The sequence below is a fragment of the Streptomyces hawaiiensis genome, from assembly GCF_004803895.1.
Lineage (GTDB): Bacteria > Actinomycetota > Actinomycetes > Streptomycetales > Streptomycetaceae > Streptomyces > Streptomyces hawaiiensis.
Genome location: NZ_CP021978.1, coordinates 2,632,518 through 2,658,809 on the forward strand (window position 1 = coordinate 2,632,518; position 26,292 = coordinate 2,658,809).

At 71.6% G+C, this 26,292-nt stretch carries 23 protein-coding genes, 1 other RNA gene and 4 pseudogenes; 10 read left to right on the forward strand and 18 right to left on the reverse strand.

Annotated features, from left to right (window positions below; genetic code table 11):
* Positions 1-256 precede the first annotated feature (256 nt).
* Both CEB94_RS12140 and CEB94_RS12145 read right to left on the reverse strand, forming a co-directional pair.
* A complete protein-coding gene (locus CEB94_RS12140) occupies positions 257-1,435 on the reverse strand; it encodes a serine hydrolase domain-containing protein (RefSeq protein WP_175432229.1) in 1,179 nt (392 codons plus the stop codon).
* Positions 1,378-2,706 (reverse strand): multidrug effflux MFS transporter, encoded by a 1,329-nt coding sequence (locus CEB94_RS12145; RefSeq protein ID WP_175432230.1) that lies wholly within the window; start codon positions 2,704-2,706, stop codon positions 1,378-1,380. The genes CEB94_RS12140 and CEB94_RS12145 overlap by 58 nt, the downstream gene beginning before the upstream one ends.
* A gap of 85 nt (positions 2,707-2,791) precedes the next feature.
* On the opposite strand from CEB94_RS12145, the gene CEB94_RS12150 reads away from it, so the two are divergent.
* Together CEB94_RS12150 and CEB94_RS12155 are read left to right on the forward strand one after the other, a co-directional pair.
* On the forward strand, positions 2,792-3,814 hold the full coding sequence (locus tag CEB94_RS12150; RefSeq protein WP_175432231.1) for a Gfo/Idh/MocA family protein: 1,023 nt from the start codon (positions 2,792-2,794) through the stop codon (positions 3,812-3,814).
* 63 nt (positions 3,815-3,877) lie between these two features.
* Positions 3,878-4,636: an SDR family oxidoreductase gene (locus CEB94_RS12155; RefSeq protein ID WP_175432232.1), complete on the forward strand. Its 759-nt coding sequence runs from the start codon at positions 3,878-3,880 to the stop codon at positions 4,634-4,636.
* A 275-nt stretch (positions 4,637-4,911) separates the two neighbouring features.
* Here CEB94_RS12155 and CEB94_RS12160 read toward each other — a convergent pair whose 3' ends face one another.
* The 3 genes from CEB94_RS12160 to CEB94_RS12170 all read right to left on the reverse strand — a co-directional run bounded on the left by CEB94_RS12160 (position 4,912) and on the right by CEB94_RS12170 (position 7,534).
* Positions 4,912-6,075 (reverse strand): D-alanyl-D-alanine carboxypeptidase family protein, encoded by a 1,164-nt coding sequence (locus CEB94_RS12160; protein WP_175432233.1) that lies wholly within the window; start codon positions 6,073-6,075, stop codon positions 4,912-4,914.
* Between the two features lie 74 nt (positions 6,076-6,149).
* Positions 6,150-7,148: an aldo/keto reductase gene (locus CEB94_RS12165; protein ID WP_175432234.1), complete on the reverse strand. Its 999-nt coding sequence runs from the start codon at positions 7,146-7,148 to the stop codon at positions 6,150-6,152.
* Positions 7,149-7,207: 59 nt separating this feature from the next.
* On the reverse strand, positions 7,208-7,534 hold the full coding sequence (locus tag CEB94_RS12170) for a nuclear transport factor 2 family protein (RefSeq protein ID WP_175432235.1): 327 nt from the start codon (positions 7,532-7,534) through the stop codon (positions 7,208-7,210).
* A gap of 170 nt (positions 7,535-7,704) precedes the next feature.
* Between CEB94_RS12170 and CEB94_RS12175 the strand changes: the two genes are divergently transcribed.
* The 3 genes from CEB94_RS12175 to CEB94_RS12185 all read left to right on the forward strand — a co-directional run bounded on the left by CEB94_RS12175 (position 7,705) and on the right by CEB94_RS12185 (position 9,219).
* Entirely contained in the window at positions 7,705-8,262 is a 558-nt protein-coding gene (locus CEB94_RS12175) for a DoxX family protein (protein ID WP_175432236.1), read from the forward strand.
* 58 nt (positions 8,263-8,320) lie between these two features.
* A complete protein-coding gene (locus CEB94_RS12180; protein ID WP_246111772.1) occupies positions 8,321-8,746 on the forward strand; it encodes a MazG-like family protein in 426 nt (141 codons plus the stop codon).
* A gap of 89 nt (positions 8,747-8,835) precedes the next feature.
* On the forward strand, positions 8,836-9,219 hold the full coding sequence (locus CEB94_RS12185; protein ID WP_175432237.1) for a peptidase inhibitor family I36 protein: 384 nt from the start codon (positions 8,836-8,838) through the stop codon (positions 9,217-9,219).
* A gap of 64 nt (positions 9,220-9,283) precedes the next feature.
* Here CEB94_RS12185 and CEB94_RS12190 read toward each other — a convergent pair whose 3' ends face one another.
* From CEB94_RS12190 to CEB94_RS40825, 8 genes and pseudogenes are all read right to left on the reverse strand, one after another.
* Positions 9,284-10,372: a peptidoglycan-binding protein gene (locus CEB94_RS12190; RefSeq protein ID WP_175432238.1), complete on the reverse strand. Its 1,089-nt coding sequence runs from the start codon at positions 10,370-10,372 to the stop codon at positions 9,284-9,286.
* A gap of 99 nt (positions 10,373-10,471) precedes the next feature.
* The gene (locus tag CEB94_RS12195) at positions 10,472-11,491 is read right to left on the reverse strand and encodes a helix-turn-helix domain-containing protein (protein ID WP_175432239.1); all 1,020 of its coding nucleotides are present in this window, start codon (positions 11,489-11,491) and stop codon (positions 10,472-10,474) included.
* 94 nt (positions 11,492-11,585) lie between these two features.
* Positions 11,586-12,044: a peptidoglycan-binding domain-containing protein gene (locus CEB94_RS12200; RefSeq protein WP_175432240.1), complete on the reverse strand. Its 459-nt coding sequence runs from the start codon at positions 12,042-12,044 to the stop codon at positions 11,586-11,588.
* Between the two features lie 368 nt (positions 12,045-12,412).
* Positions 12,413-13,895, reverse strand: a pseudogene (locus tag CEB94_RS40805) (RNaseH domain-containing protein).
* A 107-nt stretch (positions 13,896-14,002) separates the two neighbouring features.
* Positions 14,003-15,211 carry a pPIWI_RE module domain-containing protein gene (locus tag CEB94_RS40810; RefSeq protein ID WP_246111773.1) on the reverse strand — a complete coding sequence of 403 codons (1,209 nt, stop codon included), beginning with the start codon at positions 15,209-15,211 and terminating at the stop codon, positions 14,003-14,005.
* A 160-nt stretch (positions 15,212-15,371) separates the two neighbouring features.
* Positions 15,372-16,175, reverse strand: a complete 804-nt coding sequence (locus CEB94_RS40815; protein ID WP_246111774.1) for a hypothetical protein — start codon at positions 16,173-16,175, stop codon at positions 15,372-15,374.
* Between the two features lie 45 nt (positions 16,176-16,220).
* Complete coding sequence (locus CEB94_RS40820; protein WP_246112233.1) at positions 16,221-17,795, reverse strand: hypothetical protein; 1,575 nt, start codon at positions 17,793-17,795, stop codon at positions 16,221-16,223.
* A gap of 202 nt (positions 17,796-17,997) precedes the next feature.
* Positions 17,998-18,360: pseudogene (locus CEB94_RS40825) on the reverse strand (pPIWI_RE_Z domain-containing protein); the annotation flags it as partial.
* Between CEB94_RS40825 and CEB94_RS12215 the strand changes: the two are divergent.
* Positions 18,254-18,811: a DUF6177 family protein gene (locus CEB94_RS12215; protein ID WP_246112149.1), complete on the forward strand. Its 558-nt coding sequence runs from the start codon at positions 18,254-18,256 to the stop codon at positions 18,809-18,811. The pseudogene CEB94_RS40825 and the gene CEB94_RS12215 overlap by 107 nt on opposite strands.
* Positions 18,812-18,826: 15 nt before the next feature.
* Here the strand turns inward: CEB94_RS12215 and rnpB are convergent.
* The 4 genes and pseudogenes from rnpB to CEB94_RS12235 form a co-directional block, all read right to left on the reverse strand.
* Positions 18,827-19,232, reverse strand: an RNA gene (rnpB, locus tag CEB94_RS12220) — RNase P RNA component class A.
* Positions 19,233-19,347: 115 nt separating this feature from the next.
* Positions 19,348-20,127 (reverse strand): annotated as a pseudogene (locus tag CEB94_RS42205) (DMT family transporter); the annotation flags it as partial.
* 19 nt (positions 20,128-20,146) lie between these two features.
* Positions 20,147-20,977 carry an AraC family transcriptional regulator gene (locus CEB94_RS12230; protein ID WP_175432242.1) on the reverse strand — a complete coding sequence of 277 codons (831 nt, stop codon included), beginning with the start codon at positions 20,975-20,977 and terminating at the stop codon, positions 20,147-20,149.
* A 25-nt stretch (positions 20,978-21,002) separates the two neighbouring features.
* Entirely contained in the window at positions 21,003-21,581 is a 579-nt protein-coding gene (locus CEB94_RS12235; RefSeq protein ID WP_175432243.1) for a Uma2 family endonuclease, read from the reverse strand.
* Between the two features lie 164 nt (positions 21,582-21,745).
* On the opposite strand from CEB94_RS12235, the pseudogene CEB94_RS12240 reads away from it, so the two are divergent.
* The 4 genes and pseudogenes from CEB94_RS12240 (at position 21,746) to eda (ending at position 24,648) form a co-directional block, all read left to right on the forward strand.
* A pseudogene (locus tag CEB94_RS12240) lies at positions 21,746-22,500 on the forward strand (MerR family transcriptional regulator).
* Positions 22,497-23,087: a hypothetical protein gene (locus CEB94_RS12245; RefSeq protein WP_175432244.1), complete on the forward strand. Its 591-nt coding sequence runs from the start codon at positions 22,497-22,499 to the stop codon at positions 23,085-23,087. The pseudogene CEB94_RS12240 and the gene CEB94_RS12245 overlap by 4 nt, the downstream one beginning before the upstream one ends.
* 54 nt (positions 23,088-23,141) lie before the next feature.
* Positions 23,142-23,924 (forward strand): peroxide stress protein YaaA, encoded by a 783-nt coding sequence (yaaA, locus tag CEB94_RS12250; protein ID WP_175432245.1) that lies wholly within the window; start codon positions 23,142-23,144, stop codon positions 23,922-23,924.
* Positions 23,925-23,997: 73 nt separating this feature from the next.
* Positions 23,998-24,648: a bifunctional 4-hydroxy-2-oxoglutarate aldolase/2-dehydro-3-deoxy-phosphogluconate aldolase gene (eda, locus tag CEB94_RS12255; RefSeq protein WP_175432246.1), complete on the forward strand. Its 651-nt coding sequence runs from the start codon at positions 23,998-24,000 to the stop codon at positions 24,646-24,648.
* Here the strand turns inward: eda and CEB94_RS12260 are convergent.
* Complete coding sequence (locus CEB94_RS12260; protein ID WP_175432247.1) at positions 24,623-26,272, reverse strand: bifunctional RNase H/acid phosphatase; 1,650 nt, start codon at positions 26,270-26,272, stop codon at positions 24,623-24,625. The genes eda and CEB94_RS12260 overlap by 26 nt on opposite strands.
* Between the last annotated feature and the right edge of the window lie 20 nt (positions 26,273-26,292).

The following is a 26,292-nucleotide window of genomic DNA, read 5'->3' on the forward strand; positions in this document are numbered from 1 at the left end:
CGGCCGATGGCGCCGCCGCCACCCGCCTCCACCGGCCCCGGCTCCGGGCCCGGCTCGGCTCGGCGGCCGGGCCATGACCGCCCGGAGCACGGCACGGGCTGGGAGCAAGACCGGGCTCCCCCGGGCCGCCGGCGCCGGTCACCGCGGGAGGATGGGGCGGCCCCCATGGAGTCCGAGTCCGCCGAGGCCGTGACGCGACGACGTCACTCCTGACCGGGCTCCCCCGACACACCCCTCAGCGGAGCTCCGGCAGAGGTCACCGCACCGCCCGGGCCACTCGCGACGCCGCTGCCGCCCTCGGCGCGCTGTCCGGGCGGCGGCGGCGCGGATGGACCGCGTTGGTGAGGAGGATCAGGAACGTGTCCGTGGCCGGGTCGAGGACGAGGGACGTGCCCGTGAAGCCCGTGTGGCCCGCCGCGCCGCGGCCCGCCAGGTCGCCCATGAACCACGGCTGGTCGAGGGAGAAGCCGAGGCCCGGCGGGGTGAAGAGCAGCTCGACGAAGTCGGGGCCGAGGATGCGGGCGGGCCCGTAGGAGCCGCCGGCCAGGAGGGTGCGGCAGAACACCGCGAGGTCCCGGCCGGTGGAGAACAGCCCGGCGTGGCCCGCCACTCCCCCGAGGGCCCAGGCGTTCTCGTCGTGGACCTCGCCCCGCAGCATCCCCCGGTCCGCCTTGGCCCAGGGCCGCCGCTGGTCCTCCGTCGCCGCGGCGCCCGGGCACGGCCCGAAGTCCGTCGCCGTCATGCCCAGTGGCCGGGTGATGCCGTCGTGGACGAGGACGTCGAGGGTGCGGCCGGTGACGCGCTCCAGGACGTACTGGAGGAGGAGCATGTTGAGGTCGGAGTAGCGGTACGTGCCCGGCACCCCGGTCGGCGCCTCCGCCCGGAGCGCCGCCAGCCGCTGTCCGTCGTCGGCACAGTCGTACAGCGGGAGTTCGGGCCGCAGCCCGGAGGTGTGGGTGAGCAGCTGCCGTACGGTGATGCCGTGCCGGGCGGCCGCCGTGAAGTCGGGCAGGTACGCCCCGACCCTCGCGTCGATGCCGAGCGTGCCGCGCTCGATCTGCTGCACGGCGGCCACGGACGTGAAGAGTTTGGTCAGGGACGCCAGGTCGAAGGGCGTGCCGACGGTCATCGGGACCCGCTCCTCGGGCGGCAGCTCCACCCCGGCGTCGGCGTCCGGGTCGTAGGCCGCGTAGCGCAGGGCCCAGCCCGCCGCCTCCTCGACCGCGATCACCGGGCCGCGTCCGACGACCAGGACAGCGCCGGGTGCCCAGGGGCGCTGCCCGGTGGTGAGGACGTGGATCTCCCGGACGAGGTGACGCAGTTCCGCGGGGTCGAGTCCGGCCCGCTCCGGCGTGCCGTCGCGCAGTCTGGGTGCGCTCAGCTGACTGCTCCCTCCACGTTCGCGCGGCTGCTCTCCTTCTTCCAGGGTCGGCACATTCCCACGAAGCAGGCCACTGCCACCAGTGCGGCGGCCAGTTGGACGACGGCCATCGGGAGGGCGGTGTCCTCCCCGGCGACGCCGACGAGCGGGGAGGCGATCGCGCCGATGAGGAAGGAAGACGTGCCGAGCAGGGCCGACGCGGAACCGGCCGCGTGCTTGGTGCGCATCAGGGCGAGGGCCTGGGTGTTGGGCAGGGTGATGCCCATCGCGGACATCAGCACGAACAGCGCGGCGGCCACGGGCACCAGCCCGACCTCGCCGAAGACGCCCAGGGACATCAGCAGCAGCGCGGTCGCGGCGGTGACGACGATCGCGAGGCCGATCCCCAGCACCCGGTCGAGGCTGACCCGGCCGACGAGGATCTTGCCGTTGATCTGGCCGACGAGGACCAGCCCGACGGAGTTGAGTCCGAACAGCAGGCTGAACGTCTGCGGGGAGGCGCCGTAGATCTCCTGGATGACGAACGGGGACGCCGAGACGTAGGCGAAGAGGGCGGCGAAGGCGAAGCCGCCGGTGAGCGTGTAGCCGGTGAAGGAACGGTCGGCGAGCAGCGTGCGCATCGAACGCAGGGCCTCGCCGACGCCGCCGCTGTGCCGGTCGGCCGGCGCCAGGGTCTCGGGCAGCCGCGCCCAGACCAGGGCCCCGATCAGCACGCCGACGACCGTGAGCACGGCGAACACGCCCCGCCAGTCCGTGACGCGCAGGACCTGCCCGCCGATCAGCGGCGCCACGATCGGGGCGACGCCGGAGATCAGCATGAGGGTGGAGAAGAAGCGGGCCATGGCCATGCCGTCGTAGAGGTCGCGGACGACGGCCCGGGCGATGACGATGGCGGCGGCGCCCGCGAGGCCCTGGGCCAGCCGCAAGGCGACCAGCAGCTCGACGGTCGGGGCGAGCGCGCACAGGACGGTGGCGACGACGAAGACGGCGAGCCCGGCGAGCAGCGGGCGGCGGCGCCCCCACCGGTCGCTCATCGGCCCGACCACGAGCTGCCCGAGCGCCATGCCGGCCAGGCAGGCGGTGAGGGTGAGCTGGACGGTCGCGGCGGGCGCGTGCAGGGAGCGGGTGACCTCCGGCAGGGACGGGAGGTACATGTCCATCGCCAGCGGAGGCACGGCGGTCAGGCTTCCGAGGAGGAAGGTGACCAGCAGCCCGGTGCGGCGGTGCGGTGTGCGGTCGGGCCGCTCCGTCCCGGCTGCGGCCTCCTGCGCGGTGCTCGATGCCTCCTGCGTGGTCTTCGATATGGGCGCCCCACCCTCGGGCATGAGTCCCTCCCTCTGCGAGTCGATCGCCACCTATGCTCTCAGCTCGTACGGACTGCTCGGGGTCACGAGGTGGAGGCGGGGCGCAATGACGGCGGACACGGTGCGGTGGGGGATCCTGGCGACCGGCGGGATAGCGAGCGCGTTCACCGCGGATCTGATCGATCTGCCGGACGCGGAGGTCGTGGCGGTGGCGTCGCGGTCCGAGGCGTCGGCGAAGACGTTCGCGGAGCGGTTCGGGATCCCCCGGGCCTACGGCGACTGGAACGCGCTCGCGCAGGACGAGGACGTCGATGTCGTCTACGTCGCGACCCCGCACACGGCGCACCGGACCGCCGCCGGACTGTGTCTCGCGGCCGGGCGGCACGTGCTGTGCGAGAAGCCCTTCACGCTGAACGTGCGCGAGGCGGAGGAACTCGTCGCGTTGGCGCGGGAGCACGGGCGCTTCCTGATGGAGGCGATGTGGATGTACTGCAACCCGCTGGTACGGCGGCTCAAGACCCTGGTCGACGACGGGGCGATCGGCGAGGTGCGCAGCGTCCAGGCCGACTTCGGGCTGGCCGGCCCCTTCCCGCCCTCACACCGGCTGCGGAACCCGGAGCTGGGCGGCGGCGCGCTGCTCGATCTCGGCGTGTATCCGGTGTCGTTCGCGCAGCTGCTGCTCGGCGAACCGTCGGACATCGCGGCGCGGGCGGTGCTCTCCGAGGAGGGCGTCGACCTCCAGACGGCGGCGGTGCTCTCCTTCGACAGCGGCGCGCTCGGTTCGGTGCACTGCTCCATCGTGGGCGGTACGGCGACCTCCGCCTCGGTGACCGGCTCCAAGGGCCGGATCGACATCCCGCACGGGTTCTTCTTCCCGGACCGTTTCGTCCTGCACCGGGACGGCCGCGACGCCGAGGAGTTCACGGCCGACCCTGCGGACGGTCCCCGCAACAGCCTGCGGCACGAGGCGGCCGAGGTGATGCGGGCCGTGCGCGCCGGTGAGACCGAGTCCCCGCTGGTCCCGCTCGACGGCACGCTCGCCGTGATGCGGACGCTCGACGCGATCCGGGACCGCGTCGGCGTCCGCTACCCCGACGAGGCGGGCGAGCCGGAACTCACGCCGGCCTGACGTCCTGGTCCCGCAGGAGGCATGGGCCCTTCGGCGGGAGTGGCTCCCGTACGCTGCGGGCCCATGAACGCCAAGGACAATGCAATCGCGGTGGTGACCGGGGCGGGTTCCGGCATCGGCCGGGCGGTCGCCGTGGAACTGCTGCGCGCGGGCTGGTCGGTGGCGCTGGCGGGCCGTCGCGTCGAGACGCTGGAGGAGACGGCGGCCCTGGCACCCGGGGCCGCGTCTCTCGCGGTACGGACGGACGTCTCGCGCCCCGAGGACGTGGCCGCCCTCTTCGCCGCCACCGTCGAGCGCTTCGGCCGGGTCGACCTGCTGTTCAACAACGCGGGCACGTTCGGGCCCGGTGGCGTGCCGGTCGAGGAACTGCCCTACGAGGCCTGGCGGCACGTGGTGGACACCAACCTCAACGGGGCGTTCCTGTGCGCGCAGGCGGCGTACCGGCAGATGAAGGAGCAGGACCCGCGGGGCGGCCGGATCATCAACAACGGCTCGATCTCCGCGCACACGCCCCGCCCGCTGTCTGTGGCCTACACGGCGACCAAGCACGCGCTGACGGGCCTGACGAAGTCCCTCTCCCTGGACGGGCGGCCGTACGGCATCGCGGTGGGGCAGATCGACATCGGCAACGCGGCCACCGACATGACGTCCCGTATGCAGTCGGGAGCCCTGCAGGCAAACGGGGAAGTCGCCCCGGAACCGGTCATGGACGTCGCGGACGTGGCCCGCACGGTGCGGCACATGGCGGAGCTGCCGCTGGAGGCGAACGTGCAGTTCGCGACCGTACTGGCGACGGCGATGCCGTACGTCGGACGCGGCTGAGCGCGCGGCGCCGTTCGTCAAGTCGTCAACCTGCACAAACGGAATAGGAATGTCCGCACCATTGCGGCCGGTAGGGCGCTTATGCTCAACTCCCCTACACCAAAGCTTCACAGTTGGAGCAGAGCGCTCCCGTCGACCACATCCAGGGGGAGACGGCAGTCGTTCCACGGCACCGGGTGGGGGTGGATTCCGCGAGGGACCGCGGAGTACGCACCGGTGGGCGTGGAACGACTGCCGCACACGTCAAGGAGCGGACGCGCCGCGGCCGGTGGAGGTCATTCGCGGTGCCGTCCTCTCGCCCGCCCGGGTGCCCGGCGCCGGCGCAGCGCCCAGGCGCCTCCCGCCAGCAGCGCGACCGCGGTTCCGGCGCCTTCCACCAGCCGCCCCGCCGAGGGCCCGCGCGCGACCGTACCGCCGGCGACGGACCCGCTCATGGGTGACGGCCCGGCCCCGCGCCCCTCGCTCACCGCCCCTTGCCCCTCGCTCACCGGCTCGACCAGCGCGCCCACCGGCCGTGCCGACGCACCCTGCGCGAAGCCCCAGTCGAGCAGCGCGGCGGCCTGCTCGTAGACGGCGTTGGCACTGTTGCCGGGGTGCATGACGGTGACGAGCAGGGTGCGCCCGCCGCGCGTGGCGGCGCCGGTGTAGGTGTTGCCGGCGTGGCTGGTGTAACCGTTCTTCACACCGATCAGCCCCGGATACGCCCGCAGACCCCACGCCCCGCTCAGCAGCCGGTCGGTGTTCTGGATCTGGAACGTCTTCCCGCCCCCCGCCGGGAAGTCCGCCGTCCTCGTCCGGCAGTAGGCACGGAACCCGGGGTCGCGCAGCCCGTGCCGGGCGAACAGCGTCAGGTCGTACGCCGACGACAGCTGCCCGGGGTGGTCGAAGCCGTCCGGGCTGACCACGTGCGTGTCCAGGGCCCGCAGTTCCCGCGCCTTGGCCCGCATCTGGGCGACAGTCCTCGCCACCCCGCCGTTCATGTGGGCGAGGACGTGCACGGCGTCGTTCCCCGAGCGCAGGAAGACGCCCTGCCACAGCTGGTCGACGGTGTACGTGGTCCCGGCCTGGATGCCGACGAGGCTGGAGCCCGCCGGAATGCCGGCGAGGTCGGCGGCGGTGACGGTGTGCCGTCCGCCGCGCGGGAACCGGTCGAGCACCGTGTCGGCGAACAGCATCTTCAGCGTGGACGCGGGCGGCAGCCGCCGGTGCGCACGGTAGGCGGCCAGCACCTCGCCGGTGTCGTGATCGGCGACGAGCCAGGAACGGGCGGTGAGCCGCCGAGGCAGTCCGGCGGCGCTGCCCACCTGCACGGCGTTACCGGCGAGGCGGTCGCCGCCGAGGACGGGGCCGGCGGCGGAGGCCGGGGCGGCGACGGCCACGGGGACCGCCGCGGCCAGGGCGAGCAGAGTACGTCTGGACAGCCGGGCAGAGTCACACATCCCGCGACGGTACGAAGCGGAACCGCACCGGCGTGCCCGGAACGTTCAAAGACTGGCCCAAGGTCCCGCAAGGCTCACCGCGTGCGTGCGGCCTCGAGCAGCCGGTCGACCTCTGCGAGCTGCGCGCTGGTGAGCGCCCCCTTCTCCAGCGCTCCCGCGTTCTCTTCCGCCTGGGCGACCGAGCGGAAACCGGGGATGGGAACCGTCCGCGGGCTGCGCGCCCACAGCCAGGCCAGGGCGCCCTGGGCGAGCGTACGGCCCTCGCTGGTGAGGACATCCTTGAGGGCGTCGACGCGGGCGAGCCACTCCGGGTCGGCGCCGGACCCGTCGCCGAAACCCCGCAACCAGGCCGGGGGCCTGCTGCGGATGTCCCCGGCCTCCAACGGCTGCCGGTCCCGGCTCTTCCCGGTGAGCAGCCCCATGGCGAGTGGACTGCGGTTGACGCTCGCGAGGCCCGCCTCCTCACACAGCCGGAGCATCGCGGGCGCGTCGTTCAAGACGTTGAGAGCGTGCTGGACGGCGGCGCAGTGCGGCCCCTCGGCGAACACGGCGGCGCGTGCGGGATCGTCGGTGCTCCACGCATAGGCCCGTATGAGTCCCTCGCGGACCAGGTCCTCGCAGGCCTCCCGGAGCAGGGCGGCCTGCTCGGGACCGGCGTCGGAGAGATGGAACTGGTAGAGATCGACGTAATCGGTGCCGAGCCGGCGCAGGGACGCGGTCAGAGCGCGGCGCAGGTAGCCCAGGGAGTCGTCGTTGCCGGTGAGGGTCCTGGTGGCCTCGTCGAAGACGTTGCCCCACTTGGTGGCGACAACGACATCGGCCCGGTGCTTGCCGAGGGCCCGGCCCAGCACGCGTTCGCTGTGCCCGGCGCCGTAGGTGTCGGCGGTGTCGAAGAAGGTGACGCCCAGTTCGAGGGCGCGCCGCACCGCCCGTACCGACTCCTCGTCGTCGACCTTGCCCCAGCCGAGCGGCTGCCCGTCCGCGGCCTGCCATTCACCGCCGATCGCCCAGCAGCCGAAGCCGAGGGCGCTCACCTCGATGCCGCTGCGTCCCAGCGGCCGTGTGGTCTCCATGCAGGGAGGCTAGAAGTTGGAGTGCAGGCGAGGACAAGCCCCGCGGGGGTCTGGGTTTTTCAGGCCTGCCCGGTCTCGAAGCGCGTGATCCTGCCGTCGTCGTCCACGGTGAAGCTCCACCGGGTGCGCATCTCGCCCCAGGTGTCGTTGCTGTAGCGGGCGATGAGGGAACGGCCGCCGTTGGACTCGTTGTCGACCTCCATGTGGCCGTGGGAGGAGAAGATCTCCCGGTCCACCCAGTCGTCGAGGTCACGGTCGGAGCCGTCGTCCGTCACGGTCGCGCCCGGCGCGAGGAGCGCCATGAAGCTTTCGCGGTCGTGGTTGTTCACGGCGGCCACGAAGGCCCGGACGGCCGGATCGCTCAGGCGCGTGGTCTGAATCGTCATGTGAGCCAGCCTCGTACCGGCCACCGCCCCACGCCACCCGTGCCACCCGAACGGCGTCCCGCACGGGTCCGCCGGGTGTCGCGGGGTGTGAGGGGTGCGACGGTGGAAACGCGAAGAGGAGCGTTCCTCTGTTCCTGCTGTTGTTCCTGCTGTCTGCTCCGGGAGTCGACGTGAGGCGTAACGACCGACGTGATCTGGGCCTGCTGCTGCTCCGGCTGGGGACGGGCGGTGCGCTGGCCGCCCACGGCGCGCAGAAGCTGTTCGGCTGGTTCGGCGGGCACGGCATCGAGGGGACCGGCCAGTTCATGGAGTCCGTCGGCTACGTCCCCGGCAAGGCGAGCGCGACGGCGGCGGGCCTCGCGGAGACCGGCGGCGGCACGCTGCTGGCCCTGGGCCTGGCCACCCCGGCCGCGGGCGCGGCGGCCGCCGGCGCGATGGCCGGCGCGGCGGCGGTGCACGCCCCCAACGGCTTCTTCAACCAGGGCGGCGGCTACGAGTACGCGGCGACCCTGGGCCTGACGGCAGCGGGCCTGGCCGTCACCGGCCCGGGCCGCCTCTCCCTGGACCATCTGCTCGGCCACGCGGTGAACCGCGGCTGGATGATCCCGGCGGCCTTCGCGGCGACGGCGGCGGGCACGGCGGTGGTGGTGGGGGCCCGGGCGAGGCGCCTGCGGAAGGCGAAGGAGGGGGAGCAGGAGTCGTTGTTCGAGGAGGAGTACATGGAGTAGGGGGCGGCAGGGGTCGGGGCCGGGGCGTTGTCAGACCCTCGTGGCAGGCTGCGCCCCTATGAACGAGCAGACCCCCACCCCTGAACTCTGGTCCACCATCGACGCCTTGTCGGAGTGGCTCGACACCGCCCGCCCCGTCGAGGGCCGCGAAGGCGTCCTCCTACGCATCCTGAAACTCTCGGAGGAGGTCGGCGAGGTCTCGGAGGCGGTGATCGGGGCGACGGGACAGAACCCGCGCAAGGGCGTCACGCACACGTGGGACGACGTGCAGGCGGAGCTGTGCGACGTCGTCATCACGGCGCTGATGGCACTGCGGACGCTGACGCCTCAGGCGCGGGAGGTGTTCGGGGGGCATCTGGAGCGGGTCGCGCAGCGGTCACTGGGGGCGGTTTCTCCCTCCCTCGCGACATCCCGTCTCCCCGAGAACCGGCAGGCCGGCGGGGGTGAGACATCCCAGCCTCCCACAGGGGCCCTCGGCGGTTGATCGGTCACGCAGCGGTGTGAGAGACCTCTTCGTGGCTCGGCGCGGAAGGACGAAGGCGCTGAGTTCCGATCCGACGAAGGGGGAAACACATGAGCGTGTTCAGCGGGGTGCGCACCAAGGCGGGGGTCGTCTCGGGCGCCGTGCTGCTGGCCGGTCTGGGAATCGGCGCGACGAGCGGCACCGCGGCCGCCGCGTCGGGCGACTGCCCGAAGGGCTGGTTCTGCGTCTGGGCCGGCGAGAACTACACCGGCCGCATGCAGAAGGTCCAGTACGACAACGCGGACCTGTCCTCGCACACCGTCTTCGCCAACGGCTTCCGCTCCGCCTTCAACAACGGCAACAGCTGCGATGTGCAGGTGTACGGCGGTAAGAACTACACCAAGTCCCTCGGAACGCTCAAGCGTGGCCAGAAGGGCAGCTCCGACGAAGTGACGATCAAGGTCCTCTCCAACAAGTGGGTCAACTGCCGCTGACCGACGCACGGTCCGCCGGCGCACCTGGCCGGCCGACGGGCGGCGAATCACTGACCCGAGCCGGTCAGGGGGCGTCGCCGCCCTCGTCCGGCGGGGGGTCCTCGGCGGCGGCGGCGCAGTGCGGCCAGTCGGAGAAGTCCTCGTCCTGAGCCCACAGCCGGTGCGCCGCCCGGATGTTCCAGTCCGGGTCCATGGCCTTCTCCGGAGTGCCCCGCAGATCGCGCAGCCGGGCGTCGGAAATCTGGAAGACGCCCCAGTTCCGGGTGCCGTTGGTATTGGGTGTGATGTAGAGGGGGTCCAGGAAGGACTGGCAGCGGGCGATCCGCACGGCCGTGTCCGCCTTCTCCCCGAAGACCTCGTGGATACGGTCGGCCACCTGCTTCTTGCTCCAGGTCTTCAGGGACACGTCCTCGTCGTACAGCGCCCGCTTGGTGTCGTCGTCGACGATGCCGTCCACGTTCAGTCCGACCCGAAGCTGGAACGCCTCGACCCGGCGCAGGGTCTCGGGGCCGAAGATGCCGTCGATCCCTATGGTCACTCCGGTTCTGGACAGCAGCAGCTGGACCTCCCGGACGCACCTGTCGCTCTGACCGTCGCGGACCGGCTCCTTGCACTCACCGGTGAACAGGGGACGGTTGTCGGCCACCGTCTCGGACGGTTCGTCACCGCCCTTGTTCCATGTCAGGGCGGCGGCGAGCGCGGCGGCAGCGAGCAGGGCGGCAACGGCCCACGGCCACCGGCGCGCACGGGAGCCGCCGGTCTCCGGGGTCTCATCGCCCCCGTCGGCAACTGGAGTTGCTGCCGGTCTCAGGGCTTCGTCGCCTACGGGCCGGTCTTCGACAGGCGTCGGCGTCGGAACCCCGGCGGCAGCGGGTTCCGGCACTGGAGACGGCGTACGCGGCTCGCTCGCCAGCACCCACAGCCGGTGCAGCTCCGTCACCTCGTCCCGGTCAGCCCCGGCCTGCCGGGCCAGCCGCCTGACCACGTCGAAGTCGGCGGGTACGGCCCTGCCCGAGCAGTACCGGTGCAGCGCGGAACGGCTGATGTCCAGCCGGGTGGCGAGCGTCTCGTAACTGTGTGGCGTGCGTTCCTTCAGCGCGAGAAGCGCCTCGGCGAACTCCCTGACACGGGCCTCGGCCCGATCGCCCTGCATCTTCTCGGACCTCCGCAGCATGATCCCCCGGCGCACGCGGTGCCCATGCTACGGAAAAGCGGGCGCTTCGGCATCAACTGTGGTCGCATGCAGATGAGTTCACAGCTGATCCACGGGTTCCACCGTGACGTTGCAGTGCGGCCACGCACGGAAGTCCTCGTGCCGGGACCACAGCCGGTGGGCGGCCCGGATGTTCCACTCCGGGTCCAGCGCGTCCACGGGGGTTCCGTCCAGCTCCCGCAGGTGGGACTCGGAGAGCTGGAAGACGCCCCAGGTACGGGTGGAATCGGCCTGGGACGTCGTGGCGAGCGGCTCAAGCAGGGACTGGCACTCGGCTGTGCGCACGGCCTGCCCGGCGTCCCGGTCGAAGACCTCGCGGATGCGGTCCGCCACGCGCTCCTCGCTCCAGGTCTGCAGGGAGACGTCCATGTCCTCGTCGTACAGCGCCTGCTTGGTCGCCGTGTCGACGACGCCGTTGTCGTGCAGCCCGGCGAACGTCTGGAAGGCCACGACCAGACTGCGGGTGTCCCCGATGAAACGCCCGGTGACGTCGAGATCCCCGCCGGCCTCCACCAGCAGGCGCTGGACCTCCCGGACGCATTCTCCCCTCTCTCCCATGCCGACCGGCCCCTCGCAGGCCTGCGAGAGCAGCAGTCGCTCCTCGTCGGATGCTCCCGCGGTGCCCCGTACGACACCCAGCAGCCCCGCGCCGACGACGACGGCGACCGCGACGCCGACCAGGTCCCTGGACCTCCACCGGGCCCTTGCGGCCACGGTCGGCCGCGCCCGCGGCCGAGGCACCTCCGGCTCGACCGGTTTCGGTGCCCGTCCCGAAGCATCCGGTTCGTCCGGCTCCGCATCCCTCCCCGGGGCATCCGGTTCGGTCGCCCGGACCCACAGCCGGTGCAGCCCGACCAGTTCGTCCCGGTCCGCCCCGCACCGCTTGGCGAAGCGCTCCACGGTCGCGAAGTCGGCCGGAACCGACGTGCCCGAGCAGTAACGGTGCAGCGCGGACCGGCTGATACCGGTCCGCGCCGCCAAGGTCTCGAAACTGTGCGGTGTACGGTCCTTCAACTCCCGCAACGCCGCCGCGAACTCCGTCCCTCCGCAGTGCCCCATCCCGGTCCTCCCCCGATGACACGGTGCGCGTGCAGACGGAGTGATGGTATCGGGACGGGCGCGGGGCAAGGAGGTTCAGCCGCGCCTCACCGTCTCAGGCACCGTTTCGGAGTTCACCGCAGTACCAGAGATTGCGGTTCTCGTACCAACGCCACTTGAGATTGGTGCGCGACTGCTCGCCGTACTTGCCGTCCTTTCCGATGCCTTCCTTGCCCTGGGCGTACTCGAGCGCCTCCTTGGTGTCCTTGCCGAAGATTCCGTCGACTTCGAGGTTGCGGTCGTAGCACCAGTTCAGGTTCTTCTGCAGCGCCTTGACGGCTTTGCTTTCCGCACCCTGGTTCATGTAGCAGTCGATATCGCCGCCGTGGGCGGGGAGGTACGCCTTGTAGGAGCCGCCGGAAGCGGCCGCCCTCTTCTTGGTCACCTCGGCATTGCAGTAGCCCGCATAGGCGGCGGCCGGTGTCGCGGTGGCCAGGCCGATCCCGGCGCAGGACAGCAGGACGGCGGCGGCGGAGATGGCCGACTTGGAGCGCAGTGCGCGGGTCTTGTTCACGTGATTGTCCCCCATGGGCTGGTGAGTGTGCGTGTGCTGCAGACTCGGCGCTCGTCCGAGGGCGCTGAGTTCACGGGTGGATGGTCGTCATGGCCGGGCAGGGGGCGTCAATCAGATGCGGAAGGTACGGGAGGCAGGGATGTCCCACCCGGCCTGACCTGGCGATTCTCCGCGCGATGGGACGGCCGGCGGGACGGCTGCGAGCAGGGCGATATGCCGCACGGGGGGCTGCGTGGGGTCCGGGTGTCTCAAGAGGGTGTGCGAAAAAGCAGGTGTGCCGAAGTGGCGGACCAGTCGGGCGTACGCCGGGGACAACCACCCGATCTGCGAGCGCAGCTCCCTCGCACATCACCCAGGAAGCACGCAGGTCACTCGCCAATAACTCCACCATCGATGCAGAAGTCGAAGGCGATCTGGCCCCATAGGGCGTCGTCCGGAGAGGCCGTAGTCTGAGGATCTGCCAGGTCCACAACTTCGTCGATCTCGTGCGGCAGAGCGTAGTCGTCCGCGAGCCGTGCAAGGTACAAGATCAGCGGTAGAGCCAACCCTTCACGGCCCACGCGGTAGTCCTCACTGAAACGCTGCTGGTGTACGAATGCGAACCATGCCTCGGCGTCATCGCCCGGCTGAAGGCACGCAACGGTCAGCTCAAGGAGGTCCGGGTTCCAGGCATTCACTGTCGGACGGTAGGAGTTGTTACCCGCTGCGTTGGTGTGCGGAGTCAAGCTTCGCGTCATCGTTGGTGAGCTTCGTCTGCGTGCCGGACTTGCCGGTCGTGCTGTAGAAGACGCGGTCCGAGTCGCCCCGCGCCCCGGGCCGCCACAGCCCCATCGCGATGCCCCCGCGCTGCTGGCCCTCCAACTCCGGAGAGCGTTCCTCCGCCTCTGCCCAGCACTGGGCCGTCTCGTCCCGACTGCCGTCGGCGACCCGGACGACACGAAGCTGCTTGCCGTACAGACCGATCCGCTGGGTGGGGCCTCCGTCGAGGCCGAGCCTGTCCCGTTCCAAACCGTCGTTCCTCAGCCAAGGCCATCGCTTCCGGAAGTCCTGAGCGTGGGCCAGGACGAGCGTCGGGGTACTGCGCAGTTGCGCGAGGGTCTTCTTGACGAAGGCCGCCGTGAGGGCCGACTGCTCCGCGCTGTTCTTCCGTCCTTCAACCCGTCCCGTCAAGGTCTTGAGGAGTTCGGGGTACGGCACCCATTCGTGCATGTCGGCCGACTTGCCCAGCACGCACTTCGCGCCCGGCCGGATGAGCACCGCGATCGGCGTGAACTGCTGCTTGCCCGTGGGTCCGTCTAGGCGGCGTTCCACCAGATGGAAGGCCACCTGGTTCAGGTTCGCGGGGATGAGCGTGTCGCCGAGCGTGTGCTGGGGCACCAGCCGCATGCCGGTCTGACGCAGGCCGTCAGACCAGGCTGCGGCTGCACGCAGACCTGCATCGGCGAGAGCCTCGTCCGCCTCCATATCCGGGTCTGGCGGCCGGATGAACTGGGTCACCAGGCCTGCGTCCGCGCAGCCGAGGCGGGTGGCGTGCTTGGGGTCGCTCCGTCGCTTGGCATGGCGGAAGGCGTCCTGCCCGTCGAGTTCCACGAAGGCCAGCCGGACCCCGGGGACGGCTTCCCGCAGGGCTGCCATGGCGCGCGCGACACCGGTACGGCGCTCCTCGATGGCCTTGTCGTGCTCCTGCCCCCGGCGCGGCGCACTGTCGTCTCCCAGCGGTGCACCCAAAACCCCCAGGGGCTGAGCGTGCAGCTGAACAGTGAGTTCCTCCGTCTTCCACACCCAGGTGTCGGGACCCTGCGCACGCCGGTGCCCGGCCAGCCCCAGCCCCGTCTCCGCCGCGGCGATCATCTGCTCGCGGATGGCGTCGCTCTGGTGGAGCACGACCGCGGTGAGGTCTTCCCCTTCGAGTGCTTCGGCCAGGCGTGCCCGCAGCACCTGAGCGTTGTGGGCCGCGTTCAGCTCACGCTCATCCAGGATGACCGCGAGGTCTTCGGGATCCTTCTTTCCACGTTCTTGGGAATGGACGGCAGCTTCTTGAGCTGCTTCCTGGGCGGCCGCGCGTACGCGCTGCGCTCGAGCTTCGGAACGGGAACGAACTCGGGAGCGATCGCCTGCTCCGCCCACTCGATCAACCGTCGCCGTTCACTGGGCATCAGTCCGGTGCCGATCGTGTGCCTGCCCATGGCGGCCTGGTGCCCGATCGCGATCCGGATGCCATCCCGGCCGTGGATCCAGTGGCCGGCCTCCTTCACCAGCCGGTCCGGGGACGGCGGTGCGTCGAGTGCGCTGATCCGGGCGAGCATTCCTTCAGCTCCGCCCTGACGCCAGTCTGTGGTGCCGTTCTTCCACTCCAGCATGGCGACCGCAAAGCGCTGCGGCTGCGGGCCGTCGTGGACGAGGGAGTCGTCGGGGAGGAGGTACGCGGACACGCCCTTGCCGTACGGCATGTAGACCTTGCCGGTGACGAACCGGCGCACACCGGCGGCTACATGGACGCGCGGGACGGGCGAGAAGGGAACGGTGCGCACGGTGATGCGGAGGGTCGCCGCGTAGTAGGCCGGCTTGGCGTCGCCGCCGCGCCGCCTGGGTACGTACTCGATCACGTTCGACATCAGCTCGGCGCCCCCGCTTCCCTGACCCCGGGCACCCGTGCGGCCGGCGACCTGCCGGAACGACAGCTGCTGCCCGTGGTGTTCGTACGGTCCCTGGCGCACGATCCGTTCGGCGAGGATGTCGGGAAGCAACCGGTACACGTGGGACGCGGGCAGAGCGGTTCCCCCGGGCGACAACTCCTGTTCGAGGAGGTCGATCTTGCCGGGCCGCCAGCTGAGAGCCCCGGTGTCGAGATCACGGAAGCAGTTCATCAGCAGGGCCGTGGTCTCGGGATCGTCGGCATCACGCGGGAGGCTCTTGAGCCAGGTGGCGATGTAGAGGTTCGTCACCGCCATCGGGTACGCGTCCTGGCAGTACAGCCAGGGGCTCTCCGAGCCGAACCGTGCCGTGGAGTCGACCGTGACGATGTCCGGCGCGGTGGCGCGCATCAGCTGGTTGACCGCCGCTGTGGGTACGCGGCGCCGTCGCTCGGCCTGCCCCTCGGTCATTCCACCGTGGTAGAGGCGCAGGAGTGGTTCCTCCCAGTGGGCAGGCAGGGAGAGCGTGTGCATCGGGACACGAAGGGCCCCTGTGCCGGGTCGGGAAGGTATGCCGCCGGGCGGTTGTACTGGTAGGCCATGGTGCCGTTCTCCTCGGGGCAGGTGTGAAGTGCGCGGACGCGACGCAGTCACGTCGCGGATGCGGTGCGGTGCGGTGTGGTGACGGACGCCGTCAGCCCATGTCCACCAGGGCGCGGTAGAGCGGTTCGTACAGCTCACGGACGAGGGACTTGTCGATCGGGGCGGGGTCCCGCTCCGCCGCGTTCCCGTCCTCGAAGTAGGGGGCGAGCACCTCACGCATGCTCGCCAGCAGGCTGGTGTCGGGGGTGTCCGTGTCCTGGAATCCGGCTTCTCGCGGGGAGAAAGCCGCGTCGACGAAGACCACCCGGGCCGGCACGCCACCGCGCACCAGACGACCGATGACCTGCCACATGACGACGAGCTGGTCCCAGGTGAACGCCGCCTTCTCCTCGTCCCGCAGGCTGGACCAGGCCAGCCGCCGGGTGAGGAAGCGGTTCCACTGACGGCGTGCGCGGCTGCGGAACGCCACGGCCGCCTGGTCGGGGGTGGCGGCGGCGAGCGCGTTCTGCCGGAAGGGCCCGCCGGGGTCCCGGAGTTGGCGTACGGCCCAGTCGTTGATGGACTGAATGGCGAGTGAGATGTCGTCGGGCCGAGGGTGGGGGCGTGCCAAGAAGTAGACGGTGCCGATGGCGGCCTTGCCACCGCGCAGGACGATGTTGTGTCCTCGCTCCACGGCGAGCAGCGGCGCGACGAGAATGTCGCCGCCGACCGCAGGGAATGCCTTTACGTCACCGCGGGGCAGGGTTCGTGCGGCGGCATTCTCCGGCAGCCGGGTCCAGGCGGTGTCGGAGTCCGCGTCGTCGGATACGAGCCGGGTGACGCGGCCGTTCCACTCGGGGATCTGGTTGAGGTACTCGGCGGCCCGGCGTGCCTCGTCGTAGCTGCCGACGAGCAACAGGATGCGGCGGCGGTCCGGATCGTCGATCTCCCCGCGAACTGCTCATGCGGCTCGGTGACCTGTGCGCCGTGGACGGCCGCCCGGGCCCGCACAGTGGAAGAAGCGGAGTTCACCGCTGCGGTCGCCGTCACGCTCACGGTCGTCGTGGCGGAACTGGAAGCCGAGCACGTTACCCATGGGCGACTCTGGGATGACCGCCTCGTAGTCCTTCGGGGGCCTGCGGGAGAGCACGTTCGAGGCGCTCTCAAGATTGAGGGCGGCCTCGACGCGCGGCCACAGCGTGGTCATGAAGTCGAGACGGCTGTGCAGGGCGGAAAGGAGCAGGGTGAACTCGAAGCGCCGGGCCTTGAGGCCGGCGTCGGCGAGCACCGTGCTGTCGTCTCCGACGATGCCGGTGAGCGTGTCGCGCAGCCTCTCACGCGTCCGTGCTCCCTGGGGCGCGTGCAGGAGTTCCAGGGTGAGGTGGACGAAGGTGTTCACCAAGGGTGTCACTTCATCGTCGTCTCCCATGCTCTGCTGCTCGTGCAGCGGGTCGTCGCGGAACCGGCCGAGCGCACCGTCCAGCGTCCGGGCCGCCGCAGGTGGGCGTTCGCCCTCCTTCCGCCCCGGGAACCAGCTGTCCAGCAGCAGGTTGTGGAGGGTGAAGGCGCTGAAGTAGTCGACGCTGATCCACCGCCTGAGCTTGTCGTCCTTGACGAGCAGTGCGAAGAGGCGGTCGGTGGCTGCGCTGACCGTGTTGACGGCGTTGGTCCAGTCGTCGACGTCACGGGCGGACAGCTGGAGCCGCCCGTCCCGGGCCATCTGCTGGAACTTGTGGACGGCGACCTCGTCGAACCAGGAGTTCGGGGCCTTGCCGACCAGAGTGCTGGCCGGCGCGAAGGCTGTGTCGAGCTGCATCTGGACCCGGTCCGCCTCGTCGACGATGATCAGGTCGCTGAGCCGGCACGCGAGTTCGAGGTACCGGAGCTGTTCCTGGTGCTGGTGCAGCGGGACGGAGCTGTGCACCAGACCGGCCGGGGTGGCGACCCACACCTGTGCGTCGACCAGATCACGGGCCCCGCGGTGGCGCGGACAGCGGTTCCACAACGGGCACAGTCTCCGCTGTGGCTTCGGGCCTTGTGCGTCGCGCTGCGTGCTGTTCTCGTCGTCGAGGAGGGGATCGCCGTCCGTGGTCTCCTGCTCGGGGACGGTGTACAGCGTGATGCACGGTGCTTCACGGACGCCGAGCGGGCGGCGGGCTTCCAAACCGCGCAGTACGTCGACGGGGCAGGCGCTGCTGAGGTGGGCGAAGCCCGCGTGGTCGTGCCCGAGCATGGTGGCGGCGCCGGCCGTGGCGGTGCGGCGGTGCAGCCGGTTGATATTGCGCTCCCTGGTGGAGTGCCCGAGGATCGGCGCCGCCCGTACACCGAGCCGGTCGAACTGCTCCACCACGGCGAGCGTCTCGGCCACGTCGCCGACGACGATGGTGACCCGACGGGGTGTTCGGGTCACAAGGTGGTAGGTCAGGATGTCCCGGAGGGTGGACTTGCCGGCTCCCACCATCCCCACGAGGTGCAGCAGCCGGTCGATCCTCAGCCGTCCCTGTTCGGTGAAGCGGCCGAGTTCCGTGTCGCGCACGAGCAGTTTCACTCGCCGGAGCCGCCCGGCCCATCCGCCCCGCGCTCCCTGCGGCGGCGTCCATCTCGCCGGCGGCCTTTTCGAGCTCTTTCCAGGTGACATCGACGGGCTCTCCCTGCCCGGCGGGTGGTGCGTCGAGCACGTGGGCGCGCGGCAGGGTGTCCGTCAGCAGTTCCTCGTCGAACACCACCGAGTGGGTACGGTCCTGCACCCGGAAGGTGTGCTCTCCCGCCTCGGCGAACGGAACGGATCGTGTCGCGAACCGCGGAGCGGTGCTGAGCAGTTCTTCGAAGATCTCGAAACGGCGTGTGGCGCGCGACGGCTCGCGACGGCGCGGCACGGGGCCGGTTCCGTCGATGTCGTATCCGCGCAGGTGCTGGGGGACCTTCAGGTAGTCGGCCAGTGCCTCCGACCAGAACCTCGTCCTGGGCCGCGCCCTCGAAACGGCCTTCCGGCACCTGACCGGCGCACCGCCCGCAGGATGGAGCACCGCCGAGCCGGTCAACCTCCCCTGGTCCACCCGCCAGTTGACGGACCTGGCCCGCGCCCGCGCTCCCAGGCCCACCTGGCTCGTCGCCGTCGGACACCCCGACCGGCCCGCCCTCGCCACACTCCGCGTTCTCCGCACACCCGCGGGAGTCGAGGAGGACGTCACCCTCGCGCTCGGCTACGGCGGTGACGAGACACCGCCCCTGGACGCTTTCGAGGAACTCGCGACCGCACTCGACGCCGAGCACGGTCTGGTCACCCTGCTCACGCCACTGCGCGCAGGTCGTCGCGACCTCACGGCCCCGCCGCGCCTGGAAGCCCCGCCCGTCCCCGTCGCGTTCACCCTCGGCAGCGACCAGGCTGACGCCGTCGGTCAGGCCCGTGCCGGGCATCCGCCCCTCGGCCCCGTGCCCGAGCGGCTCGGGCTCGGAGCCAAGCCCGCCCTTCACTACTCCCTGGGAGACGGAAGCGACCCCGGTACCTGGAGCGTGTTCCAGCGACTCATCCATCATCTGAGACGCGGATGAAATCCTGATAAGCGGCAGACGAGCCGAGCTGTACGCCGGGTTCTGTTCCCGGGGTTCCTCGCGGAGCCCCGGGCGACGGCCATCCATCTAGGGCCGGTGTTGCCACCGGCCTCGTGCGGTCTACCCGCGGACTCGGGCGGGCAGCCCTCGAACGTCCGCGCAGGAGCACCGAGGTGCCCCCTCTTGACCTTGCTCCGGGTGGGGTTTACCTAGCTGCCTGAGTCACCTCAAGCACTGGTGGTCTCTTACACCACCGTTTCACCCTTACCGAGGACCGAGGTCCCCGGCGGTTTGCTTTCTGTGGCACTGTCCCGCGGGTCACCCCGGGTGGCCGTTAGCCACCACCCTGCCCTGTGGAGCCCGGACGTTCCTCGGGAAGCTCCCCGTCAGGGGGACTCCACGCGGCCGTCCGCCCGGCTCGTCTGCCGTGTCGACCATGGTACCCGGCGGACGCCCCGCTTCGGCGCCGCGGCCGTGGCCAGGACCGAGCCCGCCAGGATCAGGGCGAAGGCCACGCCGATGCCGAGGGTCAGCTCCTCGTCCAGGAAGAGGGTGCCCGCGGCGACGGCGACCGCCGGGTTGACGTAGGTGATCACGCCGGCCCGGGTCGGGCCGATTTCCTTGATCAGCTCCAGGAAGGCCACGAACGCGATCGCGGTGCAGACGATGCCGAGGCCGGCGAGGGCGGCCAGGACGTCGGCCGAGGGCACGGTGGCGGGCCGCGTCAGGTAGGCGGCTGGGGCGTAGACGACGGCGGCCAGCGTGAGGCAGGGGGTGATCAGTTGGAGGGTCGGGACGTCCTTGAGGTGCCGGGCGGCGATCAGCGGGGCGGTGGCATAGCCGATGACCGTCACCAGCACCTCGGCCAGGGAGCGGGCGTCGCCGCCGGTGAGGTGCGGCAGGGTGAGGACGGTGACGCCCGCGAGGCCGAGGGCGAGTCCGGTGGCACGGCGGGCGCCCACGCGCTCCTCCGCGCCGAAGAAGCGGGCCAGGAGTACGGCGACGATCGGCACGCCCGCGATGAGGAGTCCGGCGGTGGAGCTGGACAGATGGCGTTCGGCGTCGGTCAGGGTCCACCAGGGGCCGATGATCTCGATGACGGCGAAGGCCAGCATCGGCTTCCAGTGGGTCCGGACGGTGCGGCCGAGGCCGCCCTGGCGGAGCGCGAAGGGGAGCAGGAGCGCGGCGCCGAGGGCGCAGCGTATGAACACCACCATGGACGGGGACAGCTCGTCCACCGCCACCTTGATCATCAGGTAGGGGACGCCCCAGATCACTCCCATGAGGGAGAACAGGAACCAGCCGCGTGCAGTCATGCGGCGAGTCTCGGCCGTGTCACCCGGTGGTGTCTTGAACGCTGTTGCGGTACGCCGCCGGGGTCACCCCCAGCACCCTGCGGAACCAGCGGGTGAGGTGCGCCTGGTCGGCGAAGCCGACGAGGCCGGCGACCTCGGCGGGGCGCAGTCCGGCTTCCAGGAGGCCGCGGGCCCTGGCCACCCGGTGCTGGGCGAGCCAGGCGTACGGCGGTACGCCCATGGTCGTGCGGAAGGCGCGCAGGAGCTGGTAGCGGGACAGGCCCAGGTCGGTGGCGAGGGCTGCCAGGGGCGGAGGGTCCAGCAGCTCGTCCGCGAGGCGGTCGCGTACGGACCTGGCGATGTGGCCGGCACCGGGCACCGCGTCCTCGCTCGCCCGGGCCGTGGAGTGGCGGCGGGCCAGGGCCGTGAGCAGCCAGGGCAGCCGGGACTCGGTCTCCAGCGGGTCGGGGCAGGTGCTGATGTCCGTATGGGCGGCGCGCAGGGCCGCCGCCAGCTCCGGGTCGTGGAGGACGGCGTTTCGAAAGTGCGGGAGGCCGCCGCCGAGAGTGCCGTCCGTGAGGAGGGACGGCTCGGCGTAGAGGGCCTGGTAGGCGTAGCCGTCGGCCGCTGCGGGGCCGCCCGTGTGCATCTCGCCCGGTTCCAGGACGACGATCGACCCGGGGTAGGAGTGGATGTGCCCGCCCCGGTAGGCGATGACCTCCGAGCCGCCGACGGTGACGCCGATGGTGAATTCGTCGTGGGCGTGGGGTGCGTAGACGTGCTGGTCGAAGTGGGCGGTGAGGAGGTCGAGGGGCGACCCGGACCGGCCCAGCCGGGCTCTGGTCCATCTGGCCTGTTCCGGTGTCCCCATGTCGCGCCCCCCACCCCACAGGGGATCAGAGGAGATCCGTGGTGTCCAGGTCGAAGGCGAAGGGTTCCGGGAGAGTGATGGACTTCCCGAAGGGGCGGGCGCAGTGCTCGCGGTAGTCGTCCTCCTTCGGCTCGCTGAACACCGTGACCTGGGCCGTGTCCCGGTCGACGAGCAGATAGAGCGGGATGCCCGCGCGGGCATAGCAGCGGCGCTTGGCCTCGCGGTCGGCCTGCGGCTTGGTGGAGGTCACCTCCATCACCATGGCGACGCCGTCGCAGGGCATCCAGGAGTCGGCTCCCCGGTACAGGCGCAGTTCCATGGGAGCGAACGTGCCGTCCGGGACCACATGGTCCTTCGGGCATTCGCCTCCCCGTCGCAACTTCAGCCCCTTGTTCCCTGAGAACTGCATGTCGGTCCGTGAACGCCTGATCACCTGGTTCACGATCAGCCCGATGTAGTCCTCGTGATCCCCGTCCGGCGGCGGCGTCACAACGATCTCCCCCTCGATCAGCTCGGCCCGGAAACCCTCCGGGGTGTCCAGGGCGAGGAAGCCCTCCAGCAGGACGTCTTCCTGTGAGAGCGGCTCGTGGGCCATGGCAGTCATGTCACGCCCCTCCTTCTGTCGCCCGCCAGACTGGGACATCGCCGAACCACCCGTCCGTGAGATCGGGAACCGTTCCCTCGATCGTGGCACAGGATCACGGTCCTCGTCAGAAGGCCGAACGGCTCGCTTGACCCTGCCGCAGCGTCAACGTCTTCACTGGGGGCATGCGGATCGGAGAACTCGCCGCGGTCGTCGGCGTCACCACGCGGGCCGTGCGGCATTACCACCATCTGGGGCTGCTGCCCGAGCCCGAGCGGCGGGCCAACGGGTATCGGGAGTACGGGTTGCGGCATGCCGTCGTGCTGGCGCGGATCCGGCGGCTGACCGAGCTGGGGCTGGGGCTGGCGGAGGTGCGGGACGTACTCGCGGACGACGCCGGGAAGGATCTCGTCGAGGTGCTGACCGAGCTGGACGAGGATCTGGCGCGGCAGGAGGAGGCCCTGCGGGGGCGGCGGGCGCGGTTGCGGACCCTGCTGGACGCGGAGGGCGGGGTGCCCGCCGAAGGGCCCGTGTCGCCCGGGCTGGCCGCCCTGTTCGCGGGGACCGCGCATCTGTCGGACTCGCCCATGGCCGTGAAGGACCGCGAGATCATCGCGTTCCTGGATACCGCCATGCCGGCCGGGGACCGGGAGCGGCTGGTGTCGTCGGTGGGTGAGGCGCTGGGCAGTCCGGCGGCCGTGGCGCGGGCCGGTGAGGCCTACGCGCTGCTCGACGCGCTCGCCGGCGCCGAGCCGGACGACCCGCGCGTCGACGAGGCGGCCCGGGCGCTCGCCGGCTGCATTCCGTCGACGCTGTTCCCTCAGGTCGGTGAGCTCGATCAGCACGACAACGTCCTGCGCGCGTTCTACGACGATCTCGCCCCGGGCAGGCGGAGGCCGTTCGCCGGGCGCTGCGGATTCTCACCGAGGAGCGACGATGAGGGTCGGCCTGAGTATCGGGGGGCTGCTGGTGCGGCACGAGGTGCGGTTGCTCGTGAGTCTTGCCCTGTGGGTGGCGCGGCGTACGCACGGGACGGGCGGGGGCCGGGCCTTCGGGTACGCGGGCGGGCAGGGGGCGATGATGGCCGGGTTCGCGTTCGTGTGCCTGGTCGAGACGGTCGCGCTGTCCGTGCTGCTGCGGGACTGGCCCGCCGTGCACGCGGCGTTTCTCTTCCTGGACGTGTACACGATCGTGTTCGTCGTAGCGCTGCACGCCTCGTCCGTCGTACGTCCGCATGTGCTGGATGCGGACGGCGGCTCGCTGCGGATACGGCGGTACGTCCATGTCGATCTGTGCGTGCCACTGGAGCGGATCGGCTCCGTGCGGCGTGAGCTGCGGATGACGCACGAGCCGGCCGACGGCGAGCTGAACGTCGAGGTCGGCTCGCAGACCACCGTCACGCTCGAACTGACCGAGCCGGTCACCCACCTCACCTTTCTCGGCCGGCGCCGCCAGGTACGGGTCGTCCGCTTCCACGCCGACGACCCCGACGGCCTGGTCCGCGCCCTCGGCCGGGCGCGCGTCTGAGCTTCCGGTACGTCCCCGTACGCTGTCGGCTGCGGTTCGATCGAAGGAGTACGCGTGCTTGTCCTGCTGCCGCCGTCCGAAGGCAAGGCCTCTTCCGGCCGCGGTGCCCCGCTGAAGCCGGAGTCGCTGTCGCTGCCGGGGCTGACCGACGCCCGGGAGGCCGTCCTCACCGAGCTGGTCGAGCTGTGCGCCGGCGACGAGGACAAGGCACGTGAGGTGCTGGGGCTCAGCGAGGGGCTGCGGGGCGAGGTCGCGAAGAACGCGGAGTTGCGGACGGCGGGGGCGCGGCCGGCCGGGGAGATCTACACCGGTGTGCTGTACGACGCCCTGGGCCTGGCGTCCCTCGACACGGCGGCCAAGCGGCGTGCCGGGCGGTCGCTGCTCGTGTTCTCCGGGCTGTGGGGTGCCGTGCGGGTGACGGACCGGATTCCGTCCTACCGGTGCTCGATGGGGGTGAAGCTGCCGGGGCTCGGGGCGCTGGGCGCGCACTGGCGTACGCCGATGGCGTCGGTGCTGCCCGAGGTGGCCGGGAGTGGGCTGGTGCTGGATCTGCGGTCCGCCGCGTACGCAGCCGCCTGGAAGCCGAAGGGCGAGGTCGCCGGGCGCACGGCGTCCGTGCGGGTGCTGCACGCGCCCACGCGGAAGGTGGTCAGCCACTTCAACAAGGCGACCAAGGGGCGGATCGTGCGCGCTCTGCTGGCCTCCGGGGCCGACCCGAAGGGACCGGCCGAGCTGGTGGAGGCGCTCCGGGATCTCGGGTACGTCGTGGAGGGGCAGGCTCCGGCGAAGTCGGGGCAGGCGTGGTCGCTGGATGTGCTGGTGGACGTGGTGCACTAGCGGGCGTTACGCGGGCGTTGCGCTGTACGCAACGACCTTTGCGCTCCTTGCACGCCGACGGCAGGATGTGGCCATGGCCTCCCCTCCCCTGCCCGCCTCCGTGCTGGACCTCGCGCTCGTCGTTCCTGTCGTCGTCATCGAGGATGCCGGCGACGCCGTGCCGCTGGCGCGGGCGCTGGTCGCGGGCGGGCTGCCCGCGATCGAGGTGACGTTGCGGACGCCCGCGGCTCTGGAGGCGATCGGGGAGATCGCCCGGGAGGTGCCCGGGGCGGTGGTCGGGGCCGGGACGGTGATCCGTTCCGGGCAGGTCGCGGAGGCGGTGGCCGCGGGCTCCCGCTTCCTGGTCAGTCCCGGCTGGACGGACGTGCTGCTGGAGGCGATGCGGGCGTCGGGGGTGCCGTTCCTGCCGGGGGTGTCGACCGCGTCCGAGGTGGTGGCGCTGCTGGAGCGCGGGGTGCGGGAGATGAAGTTCTTCCCGGCGCAGGCCGCGGGCGGCACGGCGTATCTGAAGTCGCTGTCGGGGCCGCTTCCCCAGGCCCGTTTCTGCCCCACGGGCGGGATCGGCCCGGCCTCCGCTCCGGACTACCTCGCCCTGCCCAATGTCGGCTGTGTGGGCGGGAGCTGGATGCTGCCGCAGGATGCCGTCGCGGCTCGCGACTGGGGCCGCGTCGAGGCGCTGGCCCGTGCGGCGGCGGCGCTCAGCGCAGGTGGGACGTGTCGTTGAGGAGCCGTACGCTGGCGTTGCCGTCCGCGTAGTACGCGACCACCGACAGGGACGCGGCCGACAGTTCCATGCGGAACAGGGACTCCGGCGGGGCGCCCAGGGCGAGCCGGACGAGCGTCTTGATCGGGGTCACGTGCGTGACGAGCAGGACCGTGCGGCCCGCGTGGGCCGCGACCAGCTTGTCGCGGGTGGCGGCGAGCCGGGTGGCCGTCGCCGCGAAGCTCTCGCCGCCGCCCGTGGGTTCGGCGTCCGGGGAGGTCAGCCAGGCGTTCAGGTCGTCGGGGTGGCGCTCGCGCACCTCGGCGAAGGTGAGTCCCTCCCAGGCACCGAAGTCCGTCTCGCGCAGCCCGTCGTCGACGGCGACGTCGAGCCCGAGCCGGGCGGCGACGATCCCCGCGGTCTCCCGCGTACGGGCGAGCGGCGACGACACGACGGCCTGGATGGTGCCCCGCCGGGCCAGCAGCGCGGCGGCCCGCTCGGCCTGCTCCCGGCCGGTGCCGGAGAGGGACGGGTCGGTGCCGCCGCTCCCGGAGAACCGCTTCTGGGGGGTCAGCGGCGTCTCGCCGTGCCGCAGCAGCACGAAGGTGGCGGGCGCGCCCATGTCGGCGGGCGCCCAGCCCGGAGCGGCTACGGTTTTGGCGGCACGGGCATCGGCATCGGCCTTCGCGGCACGGGCATCCCCGACGGCCCTCACGGCACGGGTGCCGGCGTCATCCGTCGCCGAGCCAGAAACGGCCCCGCCTTCGCCGGCCTCGGCCGTCACGGCTTCGCCGCCCGGCGTGCTCGTCGCGACGCGGCCGGAAGCAGGCGCCGCACCCGGGGCGGCCCCGGCCGGGACGGCCCGGGAAGATTCCGCCGCACCCCGCCCGGCATCCACGCCCGAGCCCGCCACCGGCAAGGCCGGGACAGCCCGAGAGGACTCCACCGCACCCCGCCCGGCATCCGAACCCGAGTCGGCCGCCGCCCCCGCCGAGACCACCCCGGAAGATTCCGCCGCACCCCGCCCGGCATCCGAACCCGAGTCAGCCGCACCTGCCGCCGCCGACGCGCGTCCCTCCGCCAGAGCTCCGCGGACCCGCGCCGCACCCGCCGCCGCGTCACCGGGCGGCCCGGAGGGCGTGACAGGCTCGGCACGCCCGGCACGCCGGTCACGCCCGGCACCCCCCGCAGCCGTGTCCAGCTCGGCCGTAGACCCCGTCTCCGACCACCGCTCGCCCCTGGCCCCCGCGTCCATCGCCTCGTTGGCCAGCCGGTCGGCGTGCTTGTTCCGCTCCCTCGGCATCCACTCGTAGGTGACCCGCCCGGGTGGGAAGACCCGGGCCGCCTGCGCGGCCAGTGGCTTCATGTCGGGGTGCTTGATCTTCCAGCGGCCCGACATCTGCTCGATGACCAGCTTGGAGTCCATCCGGACGTGGACCGTCGCGGCCGGGTCCAGTTCCCGGGCGGCGTGCAGGCCGGCGAGGAGGCCGCGGTACTCGGCGACGTTGTTCGTGGCGACGCCGATGTACTCGGCGGTCTCCCGCAGGGTCTCCCCCGTCGCCGCGTCGCTGACCACGGCCCCGTAGCCGGCGGGCCCCGGGTTGCCCCGCGAGCCGCCGTCGGCCTCGACGATGAACTCCCGCACCGGAAGGGCTCCTTGAAGGC

Coding starts and splice junctions, on each gene's coding strand:
- CEB94_RS12145 (WP_175432230.1), bottom strand. CDS start 2,706: ATGCCCGAGGGTGGGGCGCCCATATCGAAGACCACGCAGGAGGCATCG.
- CEB94_RS12150 (WP_175432231.1), top strand. CDS start 2,792: ATGACGGCGGACACGGTGCGGTGGGGGATCCTGGCGACCGGCGGGATA.
- CEB94_RS12155 (WP_175432232.1), top strand. CDS start 3,878: ATGAACGCCAAGGACAATGCAATCGCGGTGGTGACCGGGGCGGGTTCC.
- CEB94_RS12160 (WP_175432233.1), bottom strand. CDS start 6,075: ATGTGTGACTCTGCCCGGCTGTCCAGACGTACTCTGCTCGCCCTGGCC.
- CEB94_RS12165 (WP_175432234.1), bottom strand. CDS start 7,148: ATGGAGACCACACGGCCGCTGGGACGCAGCGGCATCGAGGTGAGCGCC.
- CEB94_RS12170 (WP_175432235.1), bottom strand. CDS start 7,534: ATGACGATTCAGACCACGCGCCTGAGCGATCCGGCCGTCCGGGCCTTC.
- CEB94_RS12180 (WP_246111772.1), top strand. CDS start 8,321: ATGAACGAGCAGACCCCCACCCCTGAACTCTGGTCCACCATCGACGCC.
- CEB94_RS12185 (WP_175432237.1), top strand. CDS start 8,836: ATGAGCGTGTTCAGCGGGGTGCGCACCAAGGCGGGGGTCGTCTCGGGC.
- CEB94_RS12190 (WP_175432238.1), bottom strand. CDS start 10,372: ATGCAGGGCGATCGGGCCGAGGCCCGTGTCAGGGAGTTCGCCGAGGCG.
- CEB94_RS12195 (WP_175432239.1), bottom strand. CDS start 11,491: ATGGGGCACTGCGGAGGGACGGAGTTCGCGGCGGCGTTGCGGGAGTTG.
- CEB94_RS40810 (WP_246111773.1), bottom strand. CDS start 15,211: ATGCACACGCTCTCCCTGCCTGCCCACTGGGAGGAACCACTCCTGCGC.
- CEB94_RS12230 (WP_175432242.1), bottom strand. CDS start 20,977: ATGGGGACACCGGAACAGGCCAGATGGACCAGAGCCCGGCTGGGCCGG.
- CEB94_RS12235 (WP_175432243.1), bottom strand. CDS start 21,581: ATGACTGCCATGGCCCACGAGCCGCTCTCACAGGAAGACGTCCTGCTG.
- CEB94_RS12245 (WP_175432244.1), top strand. CDS start 22,497: ATGAGGGTCGGCCTGAGTATCGGGGGGCTGCTGGTGCGGCACGAGGTG.
- eda (WP_175432246.1), top strand. CDS start 23,998: ATGGCCTCCCCTCCCCTGCCCGCCTCCGTGCTGGACCTCGCGCTCGTC.